The sequence below is a fragment of the Zavarzinia marina genome (assembly GCF_021568905.1).
Lineage (GTDB): Bacteria > Pseudomonadota > Alphaproteobacteria > Zavarziniales > Zavarziniaceae > Zavarzinia > Zavarzinia marina.
The window spans coordinates 130283-156602 of the sequence record NZ_JAKGSB010000007.1; the positions used below are offsets into that span (position 1 = coordinate 130283).

Here is a 26320-nt window from a genome sequence, read left to right on the forward strand (position 1 = left end):
TCAGAAGCCGAGACCGAGGCCGAGGTAGCCTGAAATGCCGGGCGTGCCATAGCCCCAAGTCGCCTCATAGTCCTGATCGAAGAGGTTCTCGACCCGGGCGAACACGGTCATCGTATCCGTGAGCGCGTGCCGGCCATCCAGATTGACCAGCCAATAGGCCTGCCCCTTGCCATAGCGATCGATCGAATCGCGGTAGTCGACGCCGAGGTCGACGCGGGTTTCGGCGCTGGCCTGCCATCCGAGGGAGACATTGGCCTGATTGCGCGGCCAATCCTTGAGACGCAGCCCCGTGCCGAGGTTGGTGACGGTCTGGCGCGTATAGGAGGCGCGCAGATCGACCGTCGCCAGGGGGCGGACGACCAGTTCGACCTCGCCCCCGCGGGAGCGGGTGCGATCGATGTTCACGTAACCGCCACCATAGCAGAGCGCGGACACCGGCGGGCTGTAGGCCCAATTGATCTGATCCTCCGTCTCCTGCTGGAAATAGGTGGCGCCGACCATCATGTCACCACCGAGGAAAGCCTGTTCCACGCCGGCATCCCAGCCCTCGCTCTTCTCCGGCTGCAAGGCCGCGTTGCCGTAGCAGGGATCGAAGCGTTCATAGAGCGACGGCGTCTGCCGGGCCGTGCCATAGCTGGCGTGGAGCCGCGTCGCCGTCGGCAGCTCATAGGAGGCGCCGATACGCCAGGTCACTTCGTCACCGAAATCCTCGTGATCGTCGAAACGGGCCGTCGCGGTCAGATCCAGCTTGTCGATCGGCGTGAACCCGGCGGTGACATAGGCGCCGTAGTTCCAGAATTCATCCTCCATGACGGGCGTCAGGGGGGCGAAGCCCGGGGTGTTCTGTTCGATCCGCTCCCGCTCGGCGTCGGCGCCGATGTCGAGGTTCAGCCGCTCCGTCGCCGCGAAGAGGGCACGGTAGTCGATCGCCGTCTTGTAACCGTCATAGGTATCGCCCGCCGTGCCGGCCCCCCAGTATTGGCGCGTATTGACGGCATAGCCGACCCCCAGGGACTGCTGCAGCCGGCCGTCGAAGGCGGTATGGGCGATCCCGGCGTGTAGCCTCGTCTCGCTCTCGTCGCGGTTCCAGTCGTTGTCGGCGCTCGATGAATCGTAGAACACGTCCTCGCGCATGTAGTTTCCGGAAACATCCAGGCGCAGGTCGTCCGTGACCTGGTAACCGAAGGCGCCCCCGACCGAATATTGCCGGAAGGGATCGTCCTCGACACCGCCGCGATCCTCGTTGAAGTCGGAATAGCCGTCGATCGTGGTGGCGGTCGCGGTCAGCTTGTAGTCGAAGGCCCCGGCGAGCCCGGAGACCGAGGCATTGCCGCGCAGGGTGCCGTAGGATCCGCCCTCGACATAGGCATTGGCGCCGAAGGGCCTGGTCGGGCGTCTGGTCGTGATGTTGATCACGCCGCCGCCGGCATCGGCGCCGAAACGTCCCGGTTGCGGGCCGCGCAGCACCTCGATCCGCTCGACATCCGCCATGTTCAATTCGCTGATCGCATATTGCGATTGCGCCTGGGAGGTGTCGCTGACCTCGACCCCGTCGATGAAGACGCGGACGTTGCGCGGCCCGAGACCACGAATGGTGACCGAGCCCGGCAGGCCCAGGCCCCGCTGGCCCGACAGGGTGACACCGGGCACCAGGCGCAGGGCATCTTCGAGCCGGCGGATCTGGCGGGCTTCGATCTCTTCGGCGGTGACGACCGAAACCGCGGTGGTGGCCGCTTCCTGCGCCACCCCCGAACCGGCGTCGGCCCGGGCCGTCACCTCGACCGTGGGCAGCACGGTCACCTCCTCCTCGGCACGCGCCGAGACGGCCATCGCGGGAAGCGACAGCAGGACCAGGCATCCGCCCGTTTTGAACCAATCCATGACAAACCCCTTCAGGGTCGGGCAGGACACATGGCGGATCCCGTTCGGGCGCACGCGTCCTGCCCCGTCCACGCAAGCGGACAGACGACAGACGGACGTCGCCACGGACCGGGTTACACGGCCCGACGAGGGATGCCGAAGCGGACAGGACGGAATTCCGGGCCGGCCGCGGCAACGTCGATGGACGCATCACTGCTACGGATTGGCCCGCCACCTCCGGTTCACCCGACCGGCGGTAAAGTGATGCCCTCGATGGCAGGTCTCCTGGCTCGCGGATCCTCGTATCGCCCCGTCTTCCCGGCCGGCCCGAAGGCGCGCGACCAGTGACATGGGGGACGAACTCACCGCTTACAGTTGCGGGGACAGCCACGGCTCGACGGCATGATCGCCGCCTTCCGTCGTTCCCTTTTAATCCCGGCCCGAACAGGCCATGGAACCACCGAAGCGGCGCAATCTTGATCAGCCGCCACGATCCCGTCAACGGGGAATTCGCAAATCGCTTGACAGGCGACGCGCCGATGCGGGACACCAAGGGCGCGCATGGTTGCCCCGGCGCCGGAACGCCGGGCATTAAAAGGGAACACGGTGCGGTCCTTCCCGGACCAAGGCCGTGGCTGCCCCCGCAACTGTAAGCGGCGAGCCTTCGCCCGAAACGCCACTGGCCGCCAGGCCGGGAAGGCGGGCGAGAAGCGACGACCCGCGAGCCAGGAGACCTGCCCCGCGCACGGATGCAAAACCGCATCCACGACCGTAACCGGGCGCCGGGGTGAGCGTCTGGCGGTGAGACGGGCCGGTCGCGCTTCCCCGCGCCCGACGTCCGTCTCGGCGCCGAACTTTCCCTGTCGACCTTTCCACGACGCTTCCCATGCCGGGAGGCCTGGGAGAGACGACACATGAATTTCCGCAATCTCGTCCTCGCGAGCATCGTCGCCGCGTCGCCCCTGGCGGCGCCGGCCGCCGAGGCACATTTCCAACTGATCTACAGCGAGAACAGCCAGATCGACAGGCCGGGCGACGTGCCCCTGAAGCTGGTCTTCTGGCACCCGTTCGAAAACGGCCACGTCATGGACATGGGCAAGCCCATCGCCTTCTACGCCGTCAGCCACGGCGAGAGGATCGACCTCATGGACCGCCTGAAGGAAGCGACCTTCACCGGCAGCGAAAATGCCGCCGCCGCTTTCGACGCGACCGTGCCGGTGAAACGCGCCGGCGATTACATCCTCGTCCTCGAACCCGCCCCCTATTACGAGGAGAGCGAGGACATCTACATCCAGCAGATCACCAAGGCCTATCTGAACCGAAGCGAACTGCCGACCGACTGGACGGAACCCCAGGGGCTGCCGACCGAAATCCTGCCCCTGAACAAGCCGACCAACATCATCGCCGGCTCGACCTTCACCGGCCGCGTGCTGGCCGAGGGCGAGCCGGTCGCCGGCGCCGAGATCGAGATCGAATATATGGCGGCCGAGCCGGACATGGCGACGAGCACCCCGAAGACGCCGACCGCCGGGCCCATGAAGGGCGGCGCCGTTGTCGCCATCTCGGACGCGAACGGTTACTTCACCTTCGGCATCCCGAAGGCCGGCTACTGGGGCTTCGCCGCGCTCGGCGCCGGCCCCGCGACGGAACATGAAGGCAAGGAACTGAGCCAGGACGCGGTGATCTGGATCCGCGCCTACGACATCGAATAGGGGCGGCGCACATGCATATCGTCGACGGCGCGCTCTCCACCCCGGTCGTGATCGGCGGCACGCTGCTCGCCGTCGGCGGCATCGCGCTGGGCTTGCGCAAACTGCCGATGGAGAAGATCCCGGTGGCGGGCGTGCTGTCCGCCACCTTTTTCGTCGCCTCCCTGGTGCATGTCCCGATCGGGCCGTCGTCGGTCCATCTGATCATGAACGGGCTGGCCGGGCTGGTGCTCGGCTGGGCCGCCTTTCCGGCGCTCTTCGTCGGGCTGCTGCTGCAGGCGGTGTTCTTCGGTTTCGGCGGCCTGACCGTGCTCGGCGTCAATACGCTCGACATCGCGCTGCCCGCGGTGATCGTCCATTACCTCTGCCTGCACGGCGTGCGCGCCGCCTCCCCCGCCGTCGCGGCCATCTGGGGCGCCGTCGGCGGCGGGCTGGCGATCGCGCTCACCACCGGCTGCGTCGCCGTCGCGCTGGCGCTTTCGGGCGAGGAATTCGTGCCCGCCGCCCGTCTCGTCTTCTTCGCCCATATCCCGATCATGGCGGTCGAGGCCGTCTTGTCCGCCGCCGCCGTCTATCTGGCCCGCAAGGTGAAGCCCGAACTCTTCGGCGTGCTGGCGGTCCCTGGAGGTCGCTCATGAGAACTGCCATGCTTTCCCTCCTCCTCGCGTTTCTCGTGGCGTCCGCGCCGGCCCAGGCGCACAAGGTCATCGCCTCCGTCTTTCCGAGCGGCAGCGCCATCGAAGGCGAGATCGGCTTTTCCAACGGCGACATGGCGACGAACCAGCTGGTGGAGATCTTCGACGGCGCCGGCACCAGGATCGGCGAGACCCATACGGACGACGACGGTTTCTTCACCTACACGCCGACACAGGCCGTGACCCATGTCTTCAAGGCCAATATGGGGGCCGGTCACGTCGCCGAAGTGGTGATGGATGCGGCCGAGATCGCCGCCATCATGGGCAAGGCGGCGCCGGCCGACGCCCCGCCGGCCGCGGCCGCCGCCACCGTCGAGGGCACAGCCCTTTCCGAGGCGATCGCCGCCGCCGTCCGGGACGAGATCCGCCCGCTGCGCCGGGAAATCGACGCCTATAAGGAAAAGAACGACCTTCAATCCGTCCTCGGCGGCATGGGTTACATCGCCGGCCTGTTCGGGCTCGGCTTCTTCCTGGCGGCGCGGCGCCGGCTCCAGGCCTGAGGCCGCCATGGGCCACGTTCTCTCGCCCGGCGAGCGCGCGCTGAAGGCGCCCGGCGCCGGCGGCGTGCGCGTTCTCGGCGGCGTCGATCCGCGCGCCCGCATCCTGGGGGCCGTGCTCTTCGCCGTGGTCACGGTGTCCTGCAACCGGATCCCGGTGCTGGTGCTGGCGCTCGCCTTCGCCGTCGGCGCCATGGTGCTGGCGGGCCTGGCGCCGCGCCGGACCCTGAAGCGCATGGCGACGATGGACGGTTTCATCATCTTCATGCTGGTCCTGCTGCCCTTCACGGTGAAGGGCCAGGCGCTCTTCACGCTCTGGGGTTTCGAAGCCAGCCGGGAAGGCATGATGCAGGCCGTGACCATCGGCCTGAAGGCCAATGCCGTCATCCTGGCGCTGATGGTGCTGGTCGGGACGATGGAGCCGGTGACCCTGGGCCACGCCCTGCACCGGCTGCGGGTGCCGGCGCCCCTGGTCCATCTGCTGCTCTTCACCGTCCGCTATGTCGAGGTGCTGCACGCGGAATATCTGCGCCTGCGCCAGGCCATGAAGGCGCGGGGCTTTCGCCCCGGCAACAGCCTCCATACCTGGCGCAGCTTCGGCTATCTGATCGGCATGATGCTGGTGCGCGCCGTCGAGCGTTCGGAACGGATCCTGGGCGCCATGAAATGCCGGGGTTTCACCGGCGCCATCCCCCTGCTGGCCCATCTTTCGTTCACGCGGCGCGACGGCGTCTTCGCCCTGGTACTCGGCGGGATCGCCGCATCGCTCGTCGCCCTGGAAAGCACTCATGTCCTGCTTTGACCTCGCCGGCATCGGCTTCGCCTATCCGGGCCAGCCGCCCATACTCGACGGCGCCGCCCTCACCCTGGCGCCGGGCGAGCGTCTGTGCATCGCCGGCCCCAACGGCGCCGGCAAATCGACCCTGCTGAAGATCATGGTCGGCCTGCTGAAACCGACGTCCGGCCGCGTCACCGCCTTCGGCGCGGAACGCCGCGAGGAACAGGATTTCCACGAGGTGCGGCGCCGCGCCGGCCTCGTGTTCCAGGATGCGGACGATCAATTGTTCTGCCCGACGGTCGCGGAGGACATCGCCTTCGGCCCCCTCAACCTCGGCAAATCGCGGGCGGAAGCACTCACCATCGTGGAGGCGGTACTCGCCCGGCTCGACCTCCGGCACCTGCGCGACCGGATCACCCATCGCCTTTCGGGCGGCGAGAAGCGCCTCGTCACCCTGGCTTCGGTGCTGGCCATGGAGCCCGACGTCCTTCTCCTCGACGAGCCGACCAATGCCCTCGACGAGCGGAACGAAGCCCGCCTGATCGAGATCCTCCTGTCCCTGCCCCAGGCCATGGTCGTGGTCTCCCACGATGCCGACTTCCGCCATTCGATCGCGACGCGGAACCTTCGCCTGAAGGACGGCCGTCTGGCCTGAGAAGCAAAAACTCCCCTGTCCGCTCGCCGAACATCAAGACCCGACTCCGGGTCTTTCCATATCCCCTCCAGGGGGATGGGATCGGTGCATTAAGCACGAAAGCCATGTCGACGTCGCCAAGCGGCTGAAGCGGTCCGAGGGCCGTTTGCGCAAGGTGATCCGCATGATTGAGGACGGCCGTCCCTGCACGGAACTCGCCCTATGGATGATAACAAGCCTGTGTCGAGTGCGTTGGGCCGTTCCTGGACGACTTGCGGGCGATTGCCGGGGGCGACAGGCAGACGGTCGATAGGCGCTTCATGACGATCCCCGGACGTAATTCGTCCTGCTCGTCGATCCCTTCACCGTCTGCGCAAGTCTTGGTGATGGGCTCGAACCCCAGCCCTTCGCATGAAGCGGCGCGATCTGCCGACTAACAGCGTTGCTGCTCGTGCGGTTCGACGTATGTGTCATCCGTCGCCGCGATAGCCGGTCGGTGTCTGGCCGGTCATGCGCTTGAACGCGCGGGCGAAGCTGGCCGCGCTTTCGAAGCCTGAACGGCGGGCGATTTCGGCAATCGGCAGGTGGCCTTCGGCAAGGAGAAGTTCGGCGAAGGCCGTGCCGACTTCGGCGCGGAGTTGAGGCAGGGTGGTTCCCTCGTCGGCGAGGCGGCGGCTGAAGGTTCGGAGCGACAGGGCCAGCGCCTCGGCGATCTCGGCGGCATCGATGGCGCGGCCGGCTTCGATCGCAGCCTGCAGCCGGTTGCGGGCGGCGGCTGTCACGGGCTTGTGCGGGGCCTGCTGGCGGCGCTGGTGTTCCAGCGTCTCCCGCATCAGGAGGCGCGATGTTCGGCTGGGGGCGATCAGCGGAATGGCGAGGTCGCCGGCCCCCAGGACCAATTGGGTCACGGGGGCGTCGAAGGTGAAATCGGCGCCGAGGGCTTCGCCGTAGAGCCGTGCCGTGTCGGGACCATCGGGGGCGTGACGGAAATGGACCTCGATACGCGGCGGCCGCGCGAGGAAGGGCCCGATCTTGAGAAAGGTGCAGACCACCGCCTCGGTCAGCAGGCGATTGGCCGGACCGAAATCGCAGACCTGCTCGAAGGTGACATGGATGCGCCGCCCGCGCGTGTGCCGACGGATCGCGAAAGCCGGCATGATCAGCGGATGATAGTCCAGCCCGGCGGCCAGGGCGTCGCCCAGGGTCTGGGAGGTCACGGCCAGCATGCCGACCGGCCCGTGGATGGTCAGCGGGAAATGCGCCATCAAAAGCAGTGTCGGCATGTCACCGGGCGGGCAATGCCCGATGAAGATCGTCATGAGGTCCAGCAATTGCCGGCCCGAGATCGTCTGCCCGGTCTTGAAGGCTTGCGCGGCCGTGATCCCGCAGCGCCGGTAGACCGCTTGCAGATCGAGGCCGACCGCCGGCAGCAGGGATTGGACGATTTCCAGATATTGGGCCGGAAAGGCGATATCTCTCGGGTCTTTCATCCTGTTCTCTGCATGGCGCGCGATTTCAGCGCGCGACCCTCTCCCGCGTCGCCTGTCCATAGATGCTGTAGGCGAAGCCGGCGAACAGCAAGATGCCCTCCGAATAGGTGGCCAGACGATAGAGATGCCCCGTCTCGACATAGGATGCGGGAATACCGACCATCCCCCAGACCGGCAGAAGCGCGTAGAGGGCCGGCGGCCCGATCAGGCACAGGACCGCGAACAGGCACCATTCACGTGCGAAGCTCTGCCATCCCATCGCCAGGGCAAGGGCGACGAGGGCGGAAAAAACGAGGGCCGCAGTCCCGGCGAAAGCCCAGGTGGCGCCGCCGGCCAGGGTGGCGAAACTGGGCAGGCCCATGGCGATGCCCCAGCGCAGCATGGTGGCGCCGGCGATGGCGCTAGCGATGGCCAGGCCATAGCCGGCGGCCCGGCCGACCGCACGCCCCTGGACGAGGCCCGCGTGGAGGATATGAGCGCCGATCAGCAGGCCCGCCACCGTGGCACCGGTGAAGATCAGGCGGAACGGCCCGTCGGCGCCGATCACGGCCGCATCCAGGGCGACGACGCCGGGCGGGACGAGCCCCCGCCCTGCCTCGAAGTTCGAGAGGCCCGGCGCTATGGCGAAATGCTGTACCGCGGCCACGGCCGCCAGCAATGCGCCCGCGATCAGCCCGCCCGCCAGCCAGGGACCGGCCGCCGCCAGCCCGGGAAACTCCGCCATGGCCTTGCGCAGCGGCTCCACGCCCAGCGGCTTCGCCTGCAGGCGGGTGACGGTGAAGATGCCGTAGGACGCCAGGAAGCAGAACGGCAGGAGCCAGGCCGTGCCGGCGTAATTGGCTTCGAGCTGGCGCAGGTCCGGCCCCATGAGGCCGACCAGCACCCAGAAATAGCGGGTGAAAGGTGCCGTCAGCAGGAAGCCGTAGCTGATCGCCATATAGGCCTGGTGCTGCGGGATCTGACGGCGCCAGAGGTGGAGCATGGCGAGCCACAGGCTGGCCAGCGTCCCGACCGCGAGGATCCAGAGACCGACGGTGAAGGTCAGTTCGTCGTACATCCGGGCGACGGGAGTCATGGTCATATAGACCATGGCGGTCACCATGCCGATGCTGGCACCGATCAGATAGACGAAGCCGAAGCCCCGGTGCCAGCGCGGGAAGCGCCGGCGGAAGGCCGGCCAGAACTGGAGCGCGCCGAACAGCATGGCGAGCCCGCCGACCACATTGTGCACCGAGAGGACATAGGCGTTGGCCGCCGGCATTTCGGCGTAGTGGATCAGGGGTTCGCTCAACCCCTGTTCGCCATAGGCGAAGCGGGGCGAGGTCGCCTCGGCGACCAGGGCAAGGCCGAGGCCGGAGTGTTCGATGACGCCCGCGTTCGCCGCCGCGTCGTCACCGCTTTCCGCCGCCTCGACCATCATGCGGCGCTGCGCGGCGATATCCGCGTTCTCGGCCCCGCTGAAGTTCACCAGCCCCATGTCGATGGCGACGATGCCGTAGGCGCCGACGAAAAGCGCGAGGAATGCCGCGAGCCCGCGCAACGTCCAGAGACGAAGCGCCGCCATCCGGACGGCGCCGCCCGACGACAGGGTGTTGTGTGCCAGTGACATCGCGAATATCCGCCCATTGCCTGAACCAAGGCGTCAAACGATAGACGGGCGGGCCATGCCTGAATGGCCAAGGCGATGCCGGATCCGCCAAAATGCTCGCGCGTCAGGCGGCCGCCGCGGCCAGGGCCTCGGCCGCTTCCAGCGGATCGCCGGTCCGGGCGTAGACCTCCAGCCATTTGGCGTAATTGCGCATCGGCGGCTGCTTCAGCGGGTGAAATCCGGGGACCAGATAGGCGCCGGCTTTCGACATCAAGGGCCCGAAGAGCCTGACGAGCCAGGGGATATTCGTGATCTGCAGGGTCCAGCGCCGGCGCGCCGACAATCCGTCGGCCTTCATCATGGCATGCGGCGCGCGGAACATGACGTCGATCAGATCGCGGCTCAGGTAAAGGATGGCCCAGGCCCGCTTGACATAGCCGACCTTGGCGACCTTCTGCATCACGTCGAAGGCGACCGCCCGATGCTCCATCTCCTCGATGGCATGCCAGGCCAGCAGCGCCCGCATGCGGTGGTCGGCGTCAGCCATGACCCATTTCTTGTCGAAGAAACATTCGGCCATCATCGCCGTGAAATGTTCGGCGGCGGCGGTCAGCGCGACATTGAATTCGGGCGAGAATCTTTCCGAGCGACGCTTCAGCCGGCCGGTGATGGGCGCGATGATCCTGGCGAGCGGAACGCCGCCGGCTTCGATCATGCGGTTGTACTGCTCGTGGACCAGGCCATGCTGCCCCTCCTGGCGCGAGAACCGCCGCACGTCCTCGGCGAGGGCGGGATCGTCGATCCCTTTCCGGAAGGCGACGACGCTGGCGATGAAATAGCGTTCGCCGTCGGGAAAGGTCGACTGCATCGAATCGAACAGGCGCGTCTTATAGGGATTGCCGCCCCACCAGAAGCGCGGGACCGATGTGTCGAGCCCGAAGTCCAGGTTCTCGCGCGGGATGATCTCGTTCGTGAAGTGCCGGCGTGCCATTTTGGTCTTCCTTCTCCGGTTTTGAACGGTTGCGCCGCATGTGGTCTCCCGGCGCCCAGGCGTGACCGGCGGGCGCGCCGCGCAATGGCGCCCGCCGGCCACGCGACCGCGTCAGGCGAGGCCGGACGCGGAAAGCGGGTCCCACCCCTCGGCCGACAGTATGCCCTGAAGCTGCCGGCGGCGGACGCTGATGTTGCCGCCCTCGAAGATGGGGTAGGCGATGGCGTTGAGCAGGTGATGGATGAGCGGGAACGCCTTGTTGTACGACTGGACGCCGACCACCTGGATCAGCTTGTGGATCACGTCGACCGCGGTCTCGGACCCGAAGACCTTGGCGTGCAGCGCCAGTTCCAGCCCGGCGCCGTCACCGGACGCGACGGCATCGAGTGCGCGCCAGGACAGGAGCCGTGTCGCCTCGATCCTTCCCTTGGCCTCGCTGAGCAGATCGGCGACGGGGCGATGGGCGATGATCGGCACGCCGCCGCCGCGCGTCTGTTCCTTGGCGAAACGGAAGGCGATGTCGAAGGCGGCGCGCATGGTGCCCGTCGCCATCACCCCGACGGCGGCCGAACTGGCAGTGAAGGCCAGATACGCCAGGTCGGGCCCCTGCCCTTCCTCTCCGATCAGATTGGCCTTGGGCACGCGGACGCCCTTCAGCCGGATCGTCTGCGTCAGGTGACCGCGCAGGCCCGGCATGTCGATCGTCTCGAGAACCTCCAGATTGTCGGCCGTGAAATGCGCCTTCTCCACACCGATCAGGGAGACGCCGCCCGGGGTGCGGGCGACGACGGTCATGAATTCGGGACCCGTGCCGTCCCAACCGCCGAGGTTGGCCGACCATTGCTTGTCGCCGGAGATGACCCATTCGTCACCGTCCGGCACGGCCGTCGTCCGAATACCTTCCGCAGGCGCCGGGGCGGCGAAATTCGCGGTGCCCGCCGGCTCGGACAGGGCCATGACCGCCTGGGGGGCGCCGTCGTCGGCCAGGAACGGCACCAGGAAGCGCTGCATCTGTTCCGGCGTGCCGCCGAAATAGACCGGCGTCAGCGCCAGCAGCACGCCGCCGAGGCTGGCGACGAAATCCGGCATGACGGCCGCCAGTTCCTCGGTGACGATCGCCGCGTCGATGCCGCTGCCCATGGTGCCGCCGCAGAATTCCGGGATCATGCCCTTGATCAGGCCCGCCTTCACGGCCGCCTCATGCGCCGGTTTCACGAGGAGCGCCGCCTCGAAGGGATCGGCGGTTTCGCGGACCCGCTCGACCAGGGGGGCGAGATGGGCCTGGGCGAAGGCCCGCGCCTGGTCCCTGCGTTGGATCTGCTCGGGCGTGAGGGTGAATCCGATGGCCATCTTGGGCTTCTCCTGGGGGGATGTCTCGTCGGGTTGCCGGGGTGAGGTCGGGCGATCCGCCTAGCCGGCGCGGAACTTGGGCAGGCCGATGTCGCCGCGCATGAAATTGCTGACCAGATAGAAGAGTGCCACCTTCAGGACGGACTCCTTCGGGCGTGCCTTGCCTTTCCGGGCGATCCGCATCAGCTGGTGGCTGTACCAGAGGATTTCCATCATCCGCGACCGATCGATCGCCCCGACGCCGGACAGTCGCGGCGAAACCTCGTGGAGAGGGTCCAACCCGTCCAGCAGGCGTCGGGGCACTTCGGGGTCGAGGCTGAGCAGGCGGGCGAGGCCGACCAGATCCATCGCACCGCTTTCCAGTCCCTCGGTCATGCCGCCGACGGTGCGGAAACCGCCCGTCACCATCAGCGGCACCGAGGTTTGCGCACGCAATTTTTCCGCAAAGGACAGGAAATAGGCTTCCCTGCGGCGCGTGCTGTCTTTTTTGGGCGTTTCCAGTCCCGTGAATGCCGGCGCCTCGTAAGAGCCGCCGGAAATTTCGACCATGTCGATGCCGGCCTCGGCGATCGCCAGGACGGCCTCCATGGCCTCGTCTTCGTCATAGCCGCCTTTCAGGAAGTCGGCCGAATTGAGCTTGATCCCCACCGGGTAATCCGACCCGACGGCGGCGCGAATGGCGCCGTAAACCGCGAGCAGGAAGCGGCGGCGCCTTGCCGGCGTGCCGCCCCAATCGTCCTCGCGCCGGTTGTGATAGGGCGACAGAAACTGGCTGATCAGATAGCCGTGCGCGCCATGGATCTGCACGCCGCCGAAACCCGCCTCCTTGGCGATCCGCGCCGTCCGGGCGAAGCGCGCGATGATGTCCTCGATCTCGTCGGGCCGGATCTCGCGCGGCATCGGGAAATAGGGCGCCAACTCGGGCTTGAAGGGGATCGCCGTCGGCGCGAGGTTTTCGGCGTTCAGACCGTTCATGGCCTGCTTGCCCGGATGATTGATCTGCATCCAGAGTTGGGTGCCGTTCAGGCTGCCGCGCCGGGCCCATTCGCGCAGGAATTCCATGTGGCGCTCGTCTTCGACGATCACATTGCCGGGTTCGCTGCGCGCCCGGCCGTCGATCATGACGTTGCCCGTGATGCTCAACCCCAGACCGCCCCGCGCCCAGGCTTCATAGAGCGGCAACAGCCAGCGCGACGGCGTGCCGATCTTGTCGCCCATCGACTCATGCATCGCCGCCTTGACGATGCGGTTCTTGAGAACCGTGCCCGTCTTCAGGGTCAGCGGCGCGGCGAGGCCAACGGCAGCGGAAGGGGTCTGTCCCAGGGCATGTGCGGATGTGGTCATGGAGCTCTGCCGATCTCGGGTTTCGCGAAAGGGCGACCCGGCCGACACTAGAGACGGCTCGAGCTCCTGACGAACGACGATTTCTTTCCCATGCATTAGCGGGACTTAAGCATCCGCCGTCGATCGCTCCGCCAAGGCCGAGGACGAAAAAAATCCGGGGCGTCATGGGGAGAACTGACGCCCCGGAGCAAGTGCCGCGCCCTATCACAGGAGGGGTCGGGCGCGGGTGAAAGGGAATGCCGACCGCCTAGAACATATAGGTTACATTCAGGCCGACGAAATCACGGTCGATATAGGGATTGCGCGATCCGCCATTGCCTCCGCCGGCGCCGAAACTCTTGAAGTAATTCACGCTCATCGACCAATTGTTCAGATAGTCGAAGCGGACCGCGAAATTGAGCGATGTGACGCTCTTGGTGAAGCCCGGCGTCGGCGCCGGCGTGGTACCGAACAGGCCGTGGGAGAAGCCGATCGAAGGCGTCATGGTGACGCCGTCGAGCACGTTCGGATAATCCCAGTAGACCAGCCCCTGAACGCCGCCCGACCAGCGCGTCGGCTTCTTCCACGTCGCGGGGAAATAGGAGCCGAGGTCGGTCGCCGAAATCGGCCCCGACACTTCGAAGCCCGCGACGTCGAGCGGCCGCGTCATGAAGCCGGAGAAGCCGTTCTGGCCATAGGCGGCATATTGCTTGTCCTTGTCGAGATCGACATAGAGCGCGCCGAATTCGACCAGGGCGAACATCTGGCTGCCCCCCACCAGCGAGACCAGCCAGTCCGTCCCGCCCATGATCTTCATGAAGCGCACCGCCGCCTGCCAGACTTCATGGCGTTCGTCCAGTCGGACGATGTGACCAGGGGGATAGCTGTCGTCCTGCGCGATGATGCCGGTCTCGACGACGGGCGCGATGCCGGGATTGGGCACGCAGACGGAACCCGGCACGCAGATCCCGGTCAGGGCTTCCGCCGCCTGATCGATCGGCACGCCGCCGGCGGCATTGTAGATGCCGACCAGGAAGGCCGGCTCCGACACCCATATGGGAACGTCGTGCTTCCAACTGACCTCGGCGTTGATGGCGATCGAAAGCGGGTCGTAGGTGGTGTTGAGGGCGAAGCCGAGCATCTGCAGCCCTTCCGGGTAGTAGATATAGAGATCGGCATTGTCGAGATTGCGCAATTCGGTCGAGCGTGGCGCCGTCCCGAAGGGCGGGTCGATGAGCACACTGCTCAAGGGATTGGTCAGGGCTCCCGCGACATCGGCCACCGGGCCGCCGAGAACGGCGGACAGAGCCGACGTCAGGGCATTCAACTGATCGACGCCCAATTGGTCCAGGATACCTTGGAGCAGTGGGACAGGAACGGTTGCCAGATTGACCTGGCCCGTGCCCGGTTCGTAGTGATCCGGCATCTGGGCGTAGAGCGACGGCAGCCGCGACGTGTAGTTGGCGTAATAGAACTGGAATTCCGTATTGTTCAGCTCGGGCGAGAAATAGCGGAGCGCCACGCCCCAGTCGTTCGTACTCGGATCATCCAGCGTGGTGATCGGCGCGTTGACCGCGATCAGTTCGGTCGCCGCATTGTCGTAAGGGGACGGATCGCCGCCGACGCCGGTCATATAACTCCGCGGATCCCATGGATCGGTGAAGCTCGACGAATATTTGACGCCGTCGCAGAAGGTGTCGATGAAGGAGAAGAAACTGCCGCAGGCGTCCAGCTTGAAGGGCTCGAAATCGAGCTGATAGAAGCCTTCGACCGAAAACCCGCTGGCGATTTCGAGGTTGGCCGTGATCATGGGGACCGGGATCAGGGCATCCTTCAACTCGGCGCCCGGCACGCGGATCTTGCCGACATCGATCGGATTGACCATCGAAACGCCATTGATGGTGAACAGCGCCTCGCCCCAGTTCAGGATCTGGCTGCCGACCCCCACGGTCAGATACATGTCGCCGATGTCGTAGAAGCCCTTCACGTAGTAGTCGAGCAGATAGGCATCCCAGTCGGCCTTGTGCTCGGCACCCGCGCTGTAACGTCCACTGGTATAGGGACGCAGCTCCGGCTTGAAATCGGCGAGGTCATTATTGGCGGCGACGGCATCATAGAAGGCGGCGCCGCGAAGATAGAGCGTATACTCCTTCCAGCGCAGGCTCAGTTCCGTCTTGGCGGTCGTGATCTGGCTGATGAGATCGTATTTGTCGAAATTCAGATTGCCGTCGTCGTTGCCGGCCGAGGTCAGGCCGCCGGTTCCCGGCATATCGTGGTAGTAATATCCATAGTTACGCAGGTCGCGATCGGCGACGCGAAGCTGCGCCCCCGTCGACAGCGACATGATGATCGTCCCCGAGACCTCCTCACCGAGGTCGAACTCGCGGGCGAGCGCCGTCGCCGACAGGGTCAGCGCACATGCGGCGGTGGCCAGAGCGGCCGGGCGCCATACGAATTTGGTCATGGCCCTGCTCCGTCTCAGCGCGCGCCGAGGCGGCGGATGGCATCGGGCGTGAACTGACTGTGGTCGACGTCGGTCGCGTTCCAGTTCAGCATCGGTTCCTCGCCCTTCAGGCCGAAGGTGACGTAGCGGCCGGACTCCAGGTCGTAGGACACTTCGAGCGCGGACGAACACAGCGGAACGTCGTAGTAGTTGACCACCGGACCTTCGTGATTGCGCCACAACTGGCCGCGCGCGTCGTAGAGATCGGCGGCGACGATGTTCCAGCTGTCCTCGTCGAGATAGAAGCTGCGGCGGGCGTATATGTGACGCCGGCCTTCCTTCAGCTTCGCCTCGACCGTCCGGACACGGTGCAATTCATAGCGTTGCAGCGCCGGATTGACGAAGCCTTCCCGCAGCAAGTCCTTGTAGGAATGCTTGTCGGACATGAGCTCATAGGCGTTGTAACCGACGTATTTCTCCGTCGGGGCCTGAAGCTCGAACGTATAGGCATCGGTGGCGCCGTTGAACATGTCGAACTGGTCCATGGTGGCTAGACCGTCCGAATTGAACAGCGGGTTGTCATAGGCGAGCTCGGGCGCGCGCAGCACGCGCCTTGTTCCCGGGTTGTACTGCCAGGCTTGGCGCGGCAATTCCTTGGCATTGATCGTATCGAGGACGAGAACGATCGAACCGGCAAGGCGCGACGGCGCCGTCGTGACGTTCAGATAAGAGATGGCGATATTGTTCAACTGCTTGACGTCCGCGACATCGCCGACCTCGGCGAGACCGGGGCCTGAGTAATGCAGGATGCCCTCGTCCTTGGTCTTGAAGAGGAGGAAGCTGCCATCGCGATTCACCGCGGCGCCGCCGAAAAAGCGGCGGAACTTGAACCCGCGGTAGCGCAGGCGATGGTTCCAGATCGCCTCGACGCCCGATTGCGGCATGGGAAACGGCACGCCGAGAAGGGCGCCCGCCAGGCCGTTCTCGTCCTCGGTCATGGTGGCCGTCATGGCGTTCCGTTTCGTCGCCGCATCGACCCGCGCCGGCAGGCTGCACGACCGCCGGCTCTCGTAGACGTTCATCTTGTACGCGGGAAACGTCTTCAGCATGGCGATCATGCCCGCCGTCAGCTTGTCCGCGTATTGGTCGACGTTCTGACCGGTGATGGTGAAGGCGATGGGGTCGCCGGCGAAGGGGTTGGGCGGGTGCATGCCGGGGGAAAAGCCCGCTGGCGGCACCTTGATCCCGCCGGTATAGGCCGGGATCGTGCCATCCGCATTCCCCGCCTTGATCGCCCCTTGCAGGGTCAGGTCCTTGCCCAGGCGATCGGCCTCCTGCGACGAGACTTTCGCGACGGCCTGCCCCGCGAAGACGATGGCGGCACCGAACGCCAGTACTGAAATCTTACGCATTACAATACCCCCACGATTACACCGTAGATGCCCGTCCTCGGGGTCTGCGGCACGGCGAGGGCGCGTTCATGGTGTTCCAGCCGGTCACGGGCCTCACGGAAAGGCGACCCGACCGACGCTAGAGACGACCCGAATCAATGACGAACGATGATTTCTTTCCCGCGCATTAGCGGGACTTAAGTATCCGCCGCGCCCCCGGCCACGACGGATGCGCGGAGCCATTCGAATGTGGCCCGGAGCAGGTCGTCCTTGCCGCTGTGGGGGCGGAAGACGAAATAGACCTTGAGCGGGGTCTTGAAGGGGGCGAGCGCCGGGACCAGCCGGACCGGCGAAGCATCGCCCTGGGCCGGCGAGCCGGAAGGCATGATGCTCAAGGCCACGCCCAGTCCCTGCTCGGCGGCGTGAAGCGCGGCCAGGTCGGAGTCGACGACGAGATCGCCGGCACTCGGGATCCTGGGGATCCCGGCAAGCTGGGCGAGCGCCTCCCACCCGAACTGCGGATTGCGGCGATGGATCAACGTATGATGCCGAAGGTCTTCGAGTTGGTTCACCGGGTGGCGTGCCGCCAGTTCCGGCGTCGCCATGACGACGGCGTCGCAATCGCAGATAAACCAGGCCTCGAGGCCGGGCCACGGCCTGGCGCCGACGCGGATCGCTGCATCCAGGGGCTCTTCCTCGAAATCGGCGAGCCCCATGCTGGCATCCAGCGAAATGCTGACGCCCGGGTGTTGCGCCTGGAATTCCGACAGGCGCGGCAGGACGTATCGATGCGCGACCTGCGGCGTCATGGCGAGGCGCAGCGACGGCTTGATGAAGCGGTCCATCAACTCCGCATGCCCGCGCCTGTAGGTCGCCAGGGTCTGCGTGACCACCTCGGCGAACTGGCGGCCCGCATCCGTCAATTCCACGCGCCGCGTCAGCCGCTGGAACAGCGGAAAGCCGAGATAGGCCTCCAACTGCCGCATCTGCTGACTGATCGCCGCCGGCGTCACATGCAACTCCACCGCCGCCTTGCTGAAGCTCAACAGCCGGGCCGAGGCTTCGAAGGCGGGCAACAATTGCAATGGTGGCGGGCGCATGGGGCTCATCGGTCGAGGCTAGCAGATCCGGGCGCCGTTCACGCAAATGAATGCCGTGACGTCAAAAAGCCCACGAGTTATGGCTCGTGGGCTTTTGTTTTGACTTGGTTGCGGGGGCCAGATTTGAACTGACGACCTTCAGGTTATGAGCCAGATTCACCACAATATCTAGAGCCTTGATTGTTGACGCATTTTCCGGCCTAGTCTCCTAGACGGCTGTTTTATCGTGGCTATTCGGCGCGACCGCCTGTTACTCGCCGCCAGCGAACGACAAAAACAGCCATATGATGTGTTGACACAGTGTTGACACGGGGAGGCTGGAATGACCGAGAAACTGACCGAAGCCGCCGCCCGGAAGGCCCTGCCGCCGGTGCGCGGGCAGAGCATGCTGTGGGACGCGGAGGTGAAGGGGTTCGCCCTTCGGGTGACGCCGGGCGGGGCCAAGTCCTTCGTCCTGGACTATCGCGCCGAGGGGCGGCAGCGCCGGATCACCATCGGCGCATGGCCCGACTGGACGGTGGCCGCCGCGCGCCAGACCGCGAAGGACATGAAGCGCGAGGTCGATCTCGGCCACGACCCGATGGGCGAGCGGCAGGCGCAACGCGAGGCGCCGACGGTGCAGGAGATGTGGGAGCGCTACGCGCGCGAGCACCTGCCCAAGAAGGCCGAGCGCAGTCAGGCCGACGAGCGCATGATGTGGGAGAAGATCATCCTGCCGCGCTTCGGCAAGATGAAAGTCGCGCAGATCACCCATGACGATGTCGATGCGCTCCACCGCGACATCACCGAGATCCGCGGCACGCCCGTCCGCGCGAACCGCACCGTCGAGGTGCTGCGCAAGGCGTTCAATCTCGCGATCCGCTGGAAATGGCGCGACGACAATCCCGCCTCGGGCGTGCGCCGCAATCAGGAGGAAAAGCGGAACCGCTATCTGAACCGCACCGAGATCGCCGCGCTGGCGCAGGCGCTGAACGACCACTCCGAGCCCATGTCCGCGAACGCGATCAAGCTGCTGATGTTGACCGGCGCGCGACGCGGCGAGGTGCTGGGCGCGACCTGGGAGATGTTCGACCTCGAGAACGGCGTCTGGACCAAGCCCTCGGCGCACACCAAGCAGCGCAAGCTGCACCGCGTGCCGCTCTCGGGCCCGGCCGTGCAGCTGCTGGTCGAGATGAAGGCCGCCGCGAAGGCGAAGGCCGAGGCCCAGGGCGTCCCGCCCAGCCCCTATGTCTTCCCCGGCCCGACCGGCAAGCCGCTCACCGAGATCAAGCGGACATGGGTCTCGGTCTGCCGCCGGGCGGGGCTCGGCGCCGAGGCGCCGGTGCTGGACGCGAAGGGCAAGCCGGTCCTCGACCGCAAGGGCGAGCCCAAGACCGAGTTCAAGCCGAATGTCCGGATCCACGACATCCGCCATTCCTTCGCCAGCATCCTCGTGTCGGCGGGCGCGTCGCTGCCCTTGATCGGCCAGATGCTCGGCCATACGCAGGTCCAGACCACCGAGCGATACGCCCATCTGTTCGACGACCCGCTGCGCAAGGCCGCCGAGACGGTGGGCGCCTTCGTGTTGCAGCGCTCGCCAGAGGAGTTCAGCGCAAACGAGGCAGAGCAGAAATGACGGATCAGAAGCCCTACGGGCCACCGCCCGACGCCATCCCGCTGTCCGACGCGATGAAGGAATTCCTGCCCGCCGAGATGTGGGAGGAGCACGCCCGCGCGACCGAGGCCCGCAAGAACGCCCCGAAGCGGCCGAGCTACCTCAGCATGTCCGTCAGCGACTGGCAGGACGCCAAGGACTCGCATGACGCCGCCAACCGGACGCGCTCGGCGCGGGCCGATCTGCACCGCGTCTGGAACGGCATGCTCGCCGCGATGAAGGCGAAGCTGGAGGCGGGCGAGCTCACCGCGTTCGGCCAGGAAGATCCGCCCTTCGGCCCGTGGCACGCGATCCCGGCGCCCGCGTGGCGGCAGCTGCGCATCACCAATGTCCGGAAGGGCGAGGCCAGCGTCGGCGCGAACATCGTGCACGACATCCACATCTTGCCGCCTGATGCCGACGACCACATGCCGACCGGGACGCCGGGACGGCCGAAGAAGGGAATCGACATCATCCGGATCGAGTTTCAGCGCCGCGTCGATGCGGGCGAGATTGCCGAAAGTCTCGCCGCCGAAGCCCGCGCACTGCAGGCGTGGTATCGCGAGACCTATCCGCGGCGGGACTGTCCCACCACCAAGACCATCGAGAACAACCTTCGCGAGGCGTGGCGCGCAGTTCGCCTAAGGACTGCGTAATCCCCTGAAATTATTGCTCCGGGGGCATTTTCAGGGCGGTTTTTCGGGGGGCTGAACGTCGGCATCTCTCGGGCATCGGCGGCGCGTTGCGTCGCCTGGCACGAAGGAGACGCCAATGACCCACCCCCTTGCATCCGGAGGCGCCGAGAGGGCCGCCTCCGTCGCCCCGCCCACCGATTTCCTCGACGGCTTCATCTCGGAGGAGGAATACGCCGCCCGCCGCGGAGTGTCCCTGCGCACCTGCCAGCGCGACCGCCAGCTGCGCCAGTCCCCGCCCTTCGTGGTGATCGGCCGCCGCGTCTACTACCGCATCGAGGCGGTGCGCGACTGGCTGCTCGCCCGCGAACAGGAGGCCTCCCGCAAGCCGAGCGCCCCGCGCGCCGGGAGGGGCCGATGACCGCGCCCGCCACGCTCGCGCCCGACATGATGGTGGGCGCCGCCGAGATCGCCCGCTTCCTCTTCGACTCCGACGAATTCCGGTTCCAGCGCCGCGTCTACTACCTCTGCACGCGCTCGAAGCGCCCGCTGCCGCATTTCCGGCTGGGCAGCCGCATCGCCACGCGCCGCTCCACGCTGATGGACTGGATCGCCCTGCAGGAGGGCTTCGCCAATGCCTGACACGCCCATCCAGTTCACCGGATCGATCCTCGAACAGCTGGAAACCAAGGTCGCTGCGGATGCGCCGCACCTGCTGCCCGTCGTCCACGCGATCCGCGATCACGGTGTCGGCTTCCTAGTGATCCCCCAGCGCGCGACCGGGCTCCATCGCGGCATCAAGCTGCTGCAGCGGCCCTTCATCGTCATGGTGGGCGACGACACCGACTGCGCACTCGGCCCCGATCAGTATGACGGCAAGGCGCTCGACCGGCTGATCGGCATGGCCGATGGCGTCGCCATCATCTCCTGCGCCCCGCCGCCCGAGGCCTATTCGAGCATCGCGCTGATGGCCATGGCGCAGCGCAACGGGCTGATCATCGAGACCCGGCCCGAGCAGGAGATCGCCTGGACCAACCGCGTGCAGGCGGTCTCCCCCGAAATGCCGATCCTGCTCTGCACCGTGAAGGGGCCGCGCCAATGACAGTGCAGGGGCAGCCTCTCGACTTCAACGGCACGCCGCCAGGCGGCCGCGCCCATGCCGCCACCCGCATGTCCGTCGCCCAGCTGGCCGACATGCTGGAGGAGCGCATCGCGGACCTGGCCCGCGAGCTGCTGGGCGAACCGAACCGGGAGCTTTCCAGCGCGCAGACCCTGCGCTTCGGCACCAAGGGCAGCGTCGCCGTGGAAATCGACGGCGCGAACAAGGGCCGCTGGTTCGACCATGAACATGGCGCCGGGGGCGCGGGGCTGGAGCTGATCGGCTATCGCTTGCGCCTGGACGACAAGGCCGCGTGGGACTGGGCGCGGTCGTGGCTGGGTGAGCCCGACGCCGGTCCGTCCTGGACGGCAGCGCCGCCCGCGGCGCCCGCGCGTTCCGCCTCGGGCTCGGCCAGGCCCAAGGAGCCGACGCCCGAGGAACGCGCCGCGAAGGTAGCCGAGATCGTGCGCCGCACCGAGACCCTCGTCTCCACGCCGGTGCTCGCCTACCTGCGGCACCGCGGGATCACCGCCACGCCGCCCGACTGCATCCGCTATCGCCAGTACGCCTTCGGCAAGTTCGGCGCCATGGTCGCGCTCGCCACCGACGAGGCGGGCGAGGTGCTTGCGATCCAGCAGGTCTATTTGACGGCCGAGGGGCGGAAGGCCCCGGTCAAGGTGGTCAAGCGCACCAACAAGGCCGTCGATGGTTGGGCCGCGAAGGCCGCCGTGCGTCTCCCCGGTCGGGAACCGCTCATCCTCTGCGAGGGAGTCGAGACCGCGCTCTCGGTCTGGCAGGCGACGGGACAGGAAACCTGGGCCTGCCTCGGCATCTCGAACATCGGCCGCGCGCCGGTGCCCGAGAACGCCACGGTGATCGTCGCCCGCGACGGCGACCTGCCCGGCAGCAAGGCCGAGGGCCAGATGACCCGCGCCGCGAGCCAGCTCGTGCATCGCGGCATGACCGTACTGATCGCCACCCCGCCCGAGGAGCAGGACTTCAACGATGTGCTGGTCCGCGAGGGCGAGGCGGCCGTGTGCGACCGCATCGAGGCCGCCGAACGCTTCCTTGCCGAGGAGGCCGACACCGAACGGAAGCGGCTTTTCATCGGCTCGGACGTGGAGATGTCGCGGCGCGTGCGCGAGGATCTGACCGAACGCCTCGGGCGCATCGTTCATGCCGAGGGCGAGTTCTGGCGCTACGGCGGCACCCATTGGGAGGCGATCCCCGATCACGAGTTGCGCATGCCGGTCCACGCCTATGACGGCGCCGGGTTCCTCACGCCCGCGGGCGAGCCCTCGAACGTCAAGCTGACCAAGACCCGTGTGGACTCGGTCCTGCACGAATGCGCCGCGCTCTGCGCCGAGCCGGAATACTTCGAGAAGCCGCCCGCGGGCATCAACTGCGCCTCAGGCTTCATCCGCTTCGACGCGGAGGGGGTGCCGCACCTCGAGGCGCATCACCGCGAGCATCGCTGCCGCCATACGCTGCCCGGCCACTGGCAGCCCGGCGCCTCGGGCACGCCGCCCGCGGGATCGCTGCTGGCACGACTGCTCGCCGGCAGTTTCAAGGGCGACCCGGACGCCGAGGCGAAATCCGCGCTGCTCGCGGAGGTCTGCGGCGCGGCGGCGCTCGGCTACGCCACAAGGCTGATGCAGCCGCGTGCGGTGGTGCTGCACGGCAAGACCGCCGAGAACGGCAAGAGCCAGGTGCTCGAGCTGGCCCGCGGCCTCCTGCCCGAAAGTGCGATCTGCTCGGTCCCCGCCTCGAAGATGGGCGACGAGCGGCATGTCATCGGGCTCGTCGGCAAGCTGCTCAACGCCTCCGACGAGCTTTCGGCCGAGGCCATCGCATCCGACACCTTCAAGGCGGTCGTCACCGGCGATCCCATCGAGGGGCGCGACGTCTACAAGAGCCGGGTCGAGTTCCGCTCCGTGGCGCAGAACCTCTTCGCCGCGAACCAACTGCCGAGCTTCAAGGGCGGGGTGGACCGGGGCGTGCAGCGCCGCCTGCTGCTGATCACCTTCACCCGCACGATCCCACTGGAAGAGCGCGTCGAGGACATCGGCAAGCGCATCGCGGCCGAGGAACCGGACCTGCTGCTGGCATGGGCGGTGGACGGCGCGTCGCGCCTGATCCGCCAGCGCAACTACGCAATCCCGCAGAGCTGCCACGAGGAACTCCTCGAATGGGTGCTGAGCGAGGATCCCGTCGCTGCCTGGGTGGATGCCTGCGTGAAGGTCGTGCCCATCGTGAACGGCGGGCCGACCATCGCCACGCGCGACGCCCACCTCCGCTTCCAGAACTGGGCGCTGGCCGAGGGCTACAAGCCCGAGAAGCTGCCCGCCATCAACGGCTTCGTGCAGCGCGTGCAGGCCCGCGTGGCGGGGATCCAGCACAAGCGCACCAGCTCCGGGCGGTTCTTCGTCGGCCTGACGGTGACGCAATGGTGACGCACCAAACGGGCGATTTGGCCCCTAACCCATTGAGAGTGTTGAGATGACGCACTTGGCTTCAACCTTTTTGATAAGGGGGAAAACCATCTCCCCCTCCATCATTCCATTCCCCCCTATTCAAAAGGATGGCGGGGGAGGTGCGTCATCTCAACACTTTCAGGGACTTGCGCCCGAAAGCCCGTCATTCCTGCGTCACCGGTGCGTCATTCGAGGCGCCGAGCCCGCCCGCCCGAGGCGGCGTCAAGGCGGAAGGATCGGGAAAGCGGCGGTTCCTCCCGGGCCGATCCGTATGTGGGGACGCGCAGCGCATTGCGTCGCCAGCGTGAGGGCCGGTCATGCCTAAACTCGACGGGGCCGAGACCAAGACCGCGTTCGCCGCCCGCGTTGGGCTGACCAAGGGGCGCATCTCGCAACTGGTGGCCGAGGGCCTGCCGGTGCGCGCCGACGGGCGGATCGATGTGGCCGAGGGGCTGGCCTGGATCGAGACGAACCTCGACCCGGCCCGGCGCTACAAGGGTGGCGCGCCCTCTGCCACCACCCGCACCGCCACGCTGGCCGAGGCGAAGCGGCTGCACGAGATCGTCAAGGTCCAGCGCGCCCGGCTGGCCTTCGAGCGCGAACAGGGCAAGCTGATCGACGCCGACGAGGCGCGGCGCACGGTCTTCGCGCGCGCCCGTGCCGAACGCGACGCGCATCTGGCGTGGGTCCAGCGCACGGCGCCCCTGCTGGCTGCCGAACTCGGCGCCGATCCCCGCTCGACGTTCGCCGCCCTCGACCGGATGATGCGTGAGCATCTCGAACACCTGGCCGACCTGCCGCTCGGGAGTTTTGGCGATGGTGCCTGACGTCGACCTCGCCTGGCGGCGCGGCATCCGCCCCGAACCGCCGATCCCGGTTTCGGACTGGGCCGACCGGCACCGCATCCTGCCGCCCACCTCGGCCGAGCCCGGCCGCTGGCGCACCGACCGCACGCCCTACCTGCGCGCCGTGATGGACGCGCTCTCGACGGCGAGTCCTTACGAGCGCGTCGTGCTGATGAAGGGCGCGCAGACCGGCGGCTCGGAGGCGGGGCTGAACTGGCTCGGCTACATCATCCAGAACGCCCCTGGCATCGCCATGCTGGTGATGCCCTCGCTCGACATGGTGCGCCGGAACACCACCGTCCGCATCGACCCGCTGATCGAGGCGACGCCCGCCCTGCGCGAACTGGTCGCCGCGCCCCGCTCCCGCGACGCCGGGAACAGCCTGTTCCGGAAGTCCTTCCCCGGCGGCCAGTTGGTGATGACCGGGGCCAATTCAGCTGTCGGCCTGCGCTCCACGCCTGTGCGCTACCTGTTCCTCGACGAGGTGGACGGCTATCCCGGCGACGCCGATGGCGAGGGGGATCCCGTCGATCTCGCGATCCAGCGCACCGCCACCTTCCGCGGGCGGCGCAAGATCTACATGGTATCCACGCCCACGCTGAAGGGCCATTCCCGCATCGAGGCGGCCTTCGAGCACAGCGACCGGCGCTTCTACTATGTCCCCTGTCTGAATTGCGGCGACATGGCCCCGGTCACCTGGGCGCGCATCCGCTGGCCCGAGGGGCGGCGCGATCAGGCGCATCTGGTCTGCGAGGCCTGCGGCGGCATCCATCACGAGCACGAGAAGCCGCGCCTTCTGGCCTCGGGCGAGTGGCGCGCGACCGCAGAGGGCGACGGCCGCACTGCAGGCTTCCACCTCTCCGCGCTCTATTCCCCGTGGGAGACATGGGCCGAGATCGCTGCCGAGCATGGCCGCGTCCGCAAGGATCCCGCGCGCCTGCAGGTCTGGGTCAACACCAAGCTGGGCGAGTCCTGGGAGGACCAGGCGGGCGACACCGTTCCGGCCGACCCGCTCATGGCCCGGCGCGAGGACTGGGGCGAGGCGCTGCCCGCCTCGGTGGCCGTGCTGACCGCGGGCGTCGACGTGCAGGGCGACCGGATTGAGGCTCAGATCCTCGGCTGGGGCCGTGACGAGGAAGCGTGGGTGATCGACTACCGCGTGCTCTGGGGCGACCCGTCCGGGCCGCGCCTCTGGTCCGACCTCGACATGGTGCTGCAGGCGACCTTCCCGCATCCCGCGGGGATCGACCTGCCCGTGCGCGCCGCCGCCATCGACACCGGCGGGCATCACACCAAGATGGCCTACGAGTTCTGCCGCACCCGGCTCGCCCGACGCATCTGGGCGATCAAGGGCCGCGGCGGGCCCGGCATCCCGGTCTGGCCGCGCCGCCCGACGCGGACGAACAAGGGCAAGATCCCGCTCTTCATCGTCGGGGTGGACGCGGTGAAAGACGCCGTCTATGCGCGCCTGCGCCTGACCGAGCCCGGCCCCGGCGCGATCCATTTCCCGCGCCGCCTCGACGCCGACTACTTCCGCCAGCTGACCGCCGAGCGCGTCGTCACCCGCTTCGAGCGGGGCCGCCCCATCCGCTCCTGGCAGCCCAAGCGCGACGGCGAACGCAACGAGGCCCTCGACACCTTCGTCTACGCCCACGCCGCCCTGCACGGGCTCATCAGCATGGGCCTCAGGCTGAACGAGGAGGTGGAGGGGGTGGCGTCGGTGCCGGTGCGGCAGGGAGCCGAGGCCGGGCGTGTAATCCGATCGGCGTGGATGACCTGAGTCTATTG

The 26320-nt window shown here is 67.1% G+C and carries 22 protein-coding genes, 1 pseudogene and 2 riboswitches; of the genes and pseudogenes, 14 read left to right on the forward strand and 9 right to left on the reverse strand.

The window, feature by feature from the left end:
• On the reverse strand, positions 1-1881 hold the full coding sequence (locus L2U69_RS17240) for a TonB-dependent receptor plug domain-containing protein (RefSeq protein WP_236108376.1): 1881 nt from the start codon (positions 1879-1881) through the stop codon (positions 1-3).
• Between the two features lie 237 nt (positions 1882-2118).
• Positions 2119-2337, reverse strand: a riboswitch (cobalamin riboswitch).
• Positions 2338-2405: 68 nt separating this feature from the next.
• A riboswitch (cobalamin riboswitch) is annotated at positions 2406-2616 on the forward strand.
• Positions 2617-2774: 158 nt separating this feature from the next.
• Between L2U69_RS17240 and L2U69_RS17245 the strand changes: the two genes are divergently transcribed.
• From L2U69_RS17245 to L2U69_RS17270, 6 genes and pseudogenes are all read left to right on the forward strand, one after another.
• Positions 2775-3572 carry a DUF4198 domain-containing protein gene (locus tag L2U69_RS17245; protein WP_236108377.1) on the forward strand — a complete coding sequence of 266 codons (798 nt, stop codon included), beginning with the start codon at positions 2775-2777 and terminating at the stop codon, positions 3570-3572.
• Positions 3573-3583: 11 nt separating this feature from the next.
• On the forward strand, positions 3584-4207 hold the full coding sequence (gene cbiM, locus L2U69_RS17250; protein WP_236108378.1) for a cobalt transporter CbiM: 624 nt from the start codon (positions 3584-3586) through the stop codon (positions 4205-4207).
• 8 nt (positions 4208-4215) lie between these two features.
• Positions 4216-4764: a cobalt ABC transporter permease gene (locus L2U69_RS17255; RefSeq protein ID WP_236108379.1), complete on the forward strand. Its 549-nt coding sequence runs from the start codon at positions 4216-4218 to the stop codon at positions 4762-4764.
• Positions 4765-4771: 7 nt separating this feature from the next.
• Entirely contained in the window at positions 4772-5563 is a 792-nt protein-coding gene (gene cbiQ, locus L2U69_RS17260; RefSeq protein WP_236108380.1) for a cobalt ECF transporter T component CbiQ, read from the forward strand.
• Between the two features lie 55 nt (positions 5564-5618).
• Positions 5619-6194 (forward strand): annotated as a pseudogene (locus L2U69_RS17265) (energy-coupling factor ABC transporter ATP-binding protein); the annotation flags it as partial.
• Positions 6195-6282: 88 nt separating this feature from the next.
• On the forward strand, positions 6283-6486 hold the full coding sequence (locus L2U69_RS17270) for a metal-sensing transcriptional repressor (RefSeq protein ID WP_329605424.1): 204 nt from the start codon (positions 6283-6285) through the stop codon (positions 6484-6486).
• A 157-nt stretch (positions 6487-6643) separates the two neighbouring features.
• Here the strand turns inward: L2U69_RS17270 and L2U69_RS17275 are convergent, their stop codons facing one another.
• The 8 genes from L2U69_RS17275 to L2U69_RS17310 form a co-directional block, all read right to left on the reverse strand.
• Positions 6644-7663 carry an AraC family transcriptional regulator gene (locus L2U69_RS17275; RefSeq protein ID WP_236108383.1) on the reverse strand — a complete coding sequence of 340 codons (1020 nt, stop codon included), beginning with the start codon at positions 7661-7663 and terminating at the stop codon, positions 6644-6646.
• 25 nt (positions 7664-7688) lie between these two features.
• Complete coding sequence (locus L2U69_RS17280) at positions 7689-9272, reverse strand: DUF2306 domain-containing protein (protein ID WP_236108384.1); 1584 nt, start codon at positions 9270-9272, stop codon at positions 7689-7691.
• A gap of 103 nt (positions 9273-9375) precedes the next feature.
• Positions 9376-10242, reverse strand: coding sequence for a metal-dependent hydrolase (locus tag L2U69_RS17285; protein WP_236108385.1), 867 nt, complete (start codon positions 10240-10242; stop codon positions 9376-9378).
• 111 nt (positions 10243-10353) lie between these two features.
• A complete protein-coding gene (locus tag L2U69_RS17290; protein ID WP_236108386.1) occupies positions 10354-11592 on the reverse strand; it encodes an acyl-CoA dehydrogenase family protein in 1239 nt (412 codons plus the stop codon).
• 60 nt (positions 11593-11652) lie between these two features.
• The gene (locus L2U69_RS17295) at positions 11653-12936 is read right to left on the reverse strand and encodes an NADH:flavin oxidoreductase/NADH oxidase family protein (protein ID WP_236108387.1); all 1284 of its coding nucleotides are present in this window, start codon (positions 12934-12936) and stop codon (positions 11653-11655) included.
• A gap of 247 nt (positions 12937-13183) precedes the next feature.
• On the reverse strand, positions 13184-15379 hold the full coding sequence (locus L2U69_RS17300) for a DUF1302 domain-containing protein (RefSeq protein WP_236108388.1): 2196 nt from the start codon (positions 15377-15379) through the stop codon (positions 13184-13186).
• Between the two features lie 14 nt (positions 15380-15393).
• On the reverse strand, positions 15394-16770 hold the full coding sequence (locus L2U69_RS17305; RefSeq protein ID WP_236108389.1) for a DUF1329 domain-containing protein: 1377 nt from the start codon (positions 16768-16770) through the stop codon (positions 15394-15396).
• A 176-nt stretch (positions 16771-16946) separates the two neighbouring features.
• The gene (locus L2U69_RS17310; RefSeq protein WP_236108390.1) at positions 16947-17849 is read right to left on the reverse strand and encodes a LysR substrate-binding domain-containing protein; all 903 of its coding nucleotides are present in this window, start codon (positions 17847-17849) and stop codon (positions 16947-16949) included.
• Positions 17850-18171: 322 nt separating this feature from the next.
• Between L2U69_RS17310 and L2U69_RS17315 the strand changes: the two genes are divergently transcribed.
• From L2U69_RS17315 to L2U69_RS17350, 8 genes are all read left to right on the forward strand, one after another.
• Positions 18172-19464, forward strand: a complete 1293-nt coding sequence (locus tag L2U69_RS17315) for a tyrosine-type recombinase/integrase (protein WP_236108391.1) — start codon at positions 18172-18174, stop codon at positions 19462-19464.
• The gene (locus tag L2U69_RS17320) at positions 19461-20138 is read left to right on the forward strand and encodes a hypothetical protein (protein ID WP_236108392.1); all 678 of its coding nucleotides are present in this window, start codon (positions 19461-19463) and stop codon (positions 20136-20138) included. Before L2U69_RS17315 ends, L2U69_RS17320 begins: the two co-directional genes overlap by 4 nt.
• Positions 20139-20253: 115 nt before the next feature.
• Entirely contained in the window at positions 20254-20535 is a 282-nt protein-coding gene (locus L2U69_RS17325) for a hypothetical protein (protein ID WP_236108393.1), read from the forward strand.
• The gene (locus L2U69_RS17330; protein WP_166583617.1) at positions 20532-20756 is read left to right on the forward strand and encodes a hypothetical protein; all 225 of its coding nucleotides are present in this window, start codon (positions 20532-20534) and stop codon (positions 20754-20756) included. The genes L2U69_RS17325 and L2U69_RS17330 overlap by 4 nt, the downstream gene beginning before the upstream one ends.
• Positions 20749-21216, forward strand: coding sequence for a hypothetical protein (locus L2U69_RS17335; RefSeq protein WP_236108394.1), 468 nt, complete (start codon positions 20749-20751; stop codon positions 21214-21216). The genes L2U69_RS17330 and L2U69_RS17335 overlap by 8 nt, the downstream gene beginning before the upstream one ends.
• Positions 21213-23666: a DUF7146 domain-containing protein gene (locus L2U69_RS17340; RefSeq protein ID WP_236108395.1), complete on the forward strand. Its 2454-nt coding sequence runs from the start codon at positions 21213-21215 to the stop codon at positions 23664-23666. Before L2U69_RS17335 ends, L2U69_RS17340 begins: the two co-directional genes overlap by 4 nt.
• 338 nt (positions 23667-24004) lie before the next feature.
• Positions 24005-24514, forward strand: coding sequence for a hypothetical protein (locus L2U69_RS17345; protein ID WP_236108396.1), 510 nt, complete (start codon positions 24005-24007; stop codon positions 24512-24514).
• A complete protein-coding gene (locus tag L2U69_RS17350; protein ID WP_236108397.1) occupies positions 24504-26312 on the forward strand; it encodes a phage terminase large subunit family protein in 1809 nt (602 codons plus the stop codon). Before L2U69_RS17345 ends, L2U69_RS17350 begins: the two co-directional genes overlap by 11 nt.
• Positions 26313-26320: the final 8 nt, after the last annotated feature.

Bases quoted from the DNA above. Each gene is read 5' to 3' on its own strand.
- L2U69_RS17240 (WP_236108376.1), bottom strand. From the start codon at position 1,881: ATGGATTGGTTCAAAACGGGCGGATGCCTGGTCCTGCTGTCGCTTCCC.
- L2U69_RS17245 (WP_236108377.1), top strand. From the start codon at position 2,775: ATGAATTTCCGCAATCTCGTCCTCGCGAGCATCGTCGCCGCGTCGCCC.
- cbiM (WP_236108378.1), top strand. From the start codon at position 3,584: ATGCATATCGTCGACGGCGCGCTCTCCACCCCGGTCGTGATCGGCGGC.
- L2U69_RS17255 (WP_236108379.1), top strand. From the start codon at position 4,216: ATGCTTTCCCTCCTCCTCGCGTTTCTCGTGGCGTCCGCGCCGGCCCAG.
- cbiQ (WP_236108380.1), top strand. From the start codon at position 4,772: ATGGGCCACGTTCTCTCGCCCGGCGAGCGCGCGCTGAAGGCGCCCGGC.
- L2U69_RS17275 (WP_236108383.1), bottom strand. From the start codon at position 7,663: ATGAAAGACCCGAGAGATATCGCCTTTCCGGCCCAATATCTGGAAATC.
- L2U69_RS17280 (WP_236108384.1), bottom strand. From the start codon at position 9,272: ATGTCACTGGCACACAACACCCTGTCGTCGGGCGGCGCCGTCCGGATG.
- L2U69_RS17285 (WP_236108385.1), bottom strand. From the start codon at position 10,242: ATGGCACGCCGGCACTTCACGAACGAGATCATCCCGCGCGAGAACCTG.
- L2U69_RS17290 (WP_236108386.1), bottom strand. From the start codon at position 11,592: ATGGCCATCGGATTCACCCTCACGCCCGAGCAGATCCAACGCAGGGAC.
- L2U69_RS17295 (WP_236108387.1), bottom strand. From the start codon at position 12,936: ATGACCACATCCGCACATGCCCTGGGACAGACCCCTTCCGCTGCCGTT.
- L2U69_RS17300 (WP_236108388.1), bottom strand. From the start codon at position 15,379: ATGACCAAATTCGTATGGCGCCCGGCCGCTCTGGCCACCGCCGCATGT.
- L2U69_RS17305 (WP_236108389.1), bottom strand. From the start codon at position 16,770: ATGCGTAAGATTTCAGTACTGGCGTTCGGTGCCGCCATCGTCTTCGCG.
- L2U69_RS17310 (WP_236108390.1), bottom strand. From the start codon at position 17,849: ATGCGCCCGCCACCATTGCAATTGTTGCCCGCCTTCGAAGCCTCGGCC.
- L2U69_RS17315 (WP_236108391.1), top strand. From the start codon at position 18,172: ATGACCGAGAAACTGACCGAAGCCGCCGCCCGGAAGGCCCTGCCGCCG.
- L2U69_RS17320 (WP_236108392.1), top strand. From the start codon at position 19,461: ATGACGGATCAGAAGCCCTACGGGCCACCGCCCGACGCCATCCCGCTG.
- L2U69_RS17325 (WP_236108393.1), top strand. From the start codon at position 20,254: ATGACCCACCCCCTTGCATCCGGAGGCGCCGAGAGGGCCGCCTCCGTC.
- L2U69_RS17330 (WP_166583617.1), top strand. From the start codon at position 20,532: ATGACCGCGCCCGCCACGCTCGCGCCCGACATGATGGTGGGCGCCGCC.
- L2U69_RS17335 (WP_236108394.1), top strand. From the start codon at position 20,749: ATGCCTGACACGCCCATCCAGTTCACCGGATCGATCCTCGAACAGCTG.
- L2U69_RS17340 (WP_236108395.1), top strand. From the start codon at position 21,213: ATGACAGTGCAGGGGCAGCCTCTCGACTTCAACGGCACGCCGCCAGGC.
- L2U69_RS17345 (WP_236108396.1), top strand. From the start codon at position 24,005: ATGCCTAAACTCGACGGGGCCGAGACCAAGACCGCGTTCGCCGCCCGC.
- L2U69_RS17350 (WP_236108397.1), top strand. From the start codon at position 24,504: ATGGTGCCTGACGTCGACCTCGCCTGGCGGCGCGGCATCCGCCCCGAA.